Below are 953 nucleotides of genomic sequence, written 5' to 3'. Positions count from 1 at the left end.
CGGAAGTTCGTGCTTGGCAGAGGGGTCAAAGCAAGTCACTCGAGCACCTGATGCTGCCCGATCGCTGCCGGGACAGGCTAAGCTCGGGACAAGCTCTCAACTCCTCGGAGGCAGAGTACCTCTTTAGTTTCGTGGAGAACGGAGGAGCCGAACCCGACGACGATGATAAGGCGGGGGGTGTGGTGGCGGCGGCCGCAACGCTGTTGGTCCTCGCCAATGATTGGTTAGCTACCAACCCGGCCGCCCAAGCCCGGTCCATCGAAGTCGTCCGAGCCACTGTTGCCGACATCCCGACCAACGTTGCGGCCGTCAGGGGCCGCCGCTTTGGCCGCACCAGCAACGATCTGGCATTTGCAGCTCACGCCACGATGCATCTGTGGCTGGAAGACCGCTCTAACCTGGAGTGCGAGCACAATCTAGTTCGACTGTTGACAACCGGCGACCTGCAAGTCGCAAGGGTGATCATGGATCTCGCTGTCGCCTGGCGCGAAGCGCTTGGTGACGCTTGGTGGCGCCTCCTGCAGCTCGGTGTTCTGTGGTCGGGCCTGGTGCTCTTGATGCCCCGCGACGACGACGAAGAAGCGGCAGCGACGGTTTGGGGCGTCTGGTTGGCCCGCCTTCGGCGGTTCCGGCTGAGCGGCGAGGCGACGACAATTGAGGCTCTCGATTTCAAGCGCGTTGCTGCCGCGGTCGGACGGATGCGGTTCGATCGGGAAATGCGAAACTTTCTTGCCGGTGACGATGCCTGGCGCGGAGAGCCGGAGCGCCAAATTGGCGATCTGCTGGATGTACAGTTTCTCGACGGCCTGTTTGCCTGGCTCCTCGCCGGCGACGGAACTGGCGACCGCGGTCTCGACCAGGAGCTGACGCTCCGAATCTGGGACTATGATGCGATGCGGGCCAAGCAGCACGCGAAGACAGAGCGGTACGGAGAGTATGATCTCCCCTCGCAG

General features: G+C 62.9%; 1 protein-coding gene. It reads left to right on the top strand.

Annotated elements, in window-relative coordinates; genetic code table 11:
* Positions 1-50: 50 nt before the first annotated feature.
* Positions 51-953 (top strand): hypothetical protein (locus WH91_RS10310; RefSeq protein WP_046170933.1); only part of this gene is annotated, 903 nt, incomplete at its 3' end.

The sequence above is a fragment of the Devosia psychrophila genome, from assembly GCF_000971275.1.
GTDB classification, from domain to species: Bacteria; Pseudomonadota; Alphaproteobacteria; order Rhizobiales; family Devosiaceae; genus Devosia; species Devosia psychrophila.
Note: the sequence above shows the minus strand (reverse complement) of the source record. Positions and strands in the feature narration are given on the sequence as shown.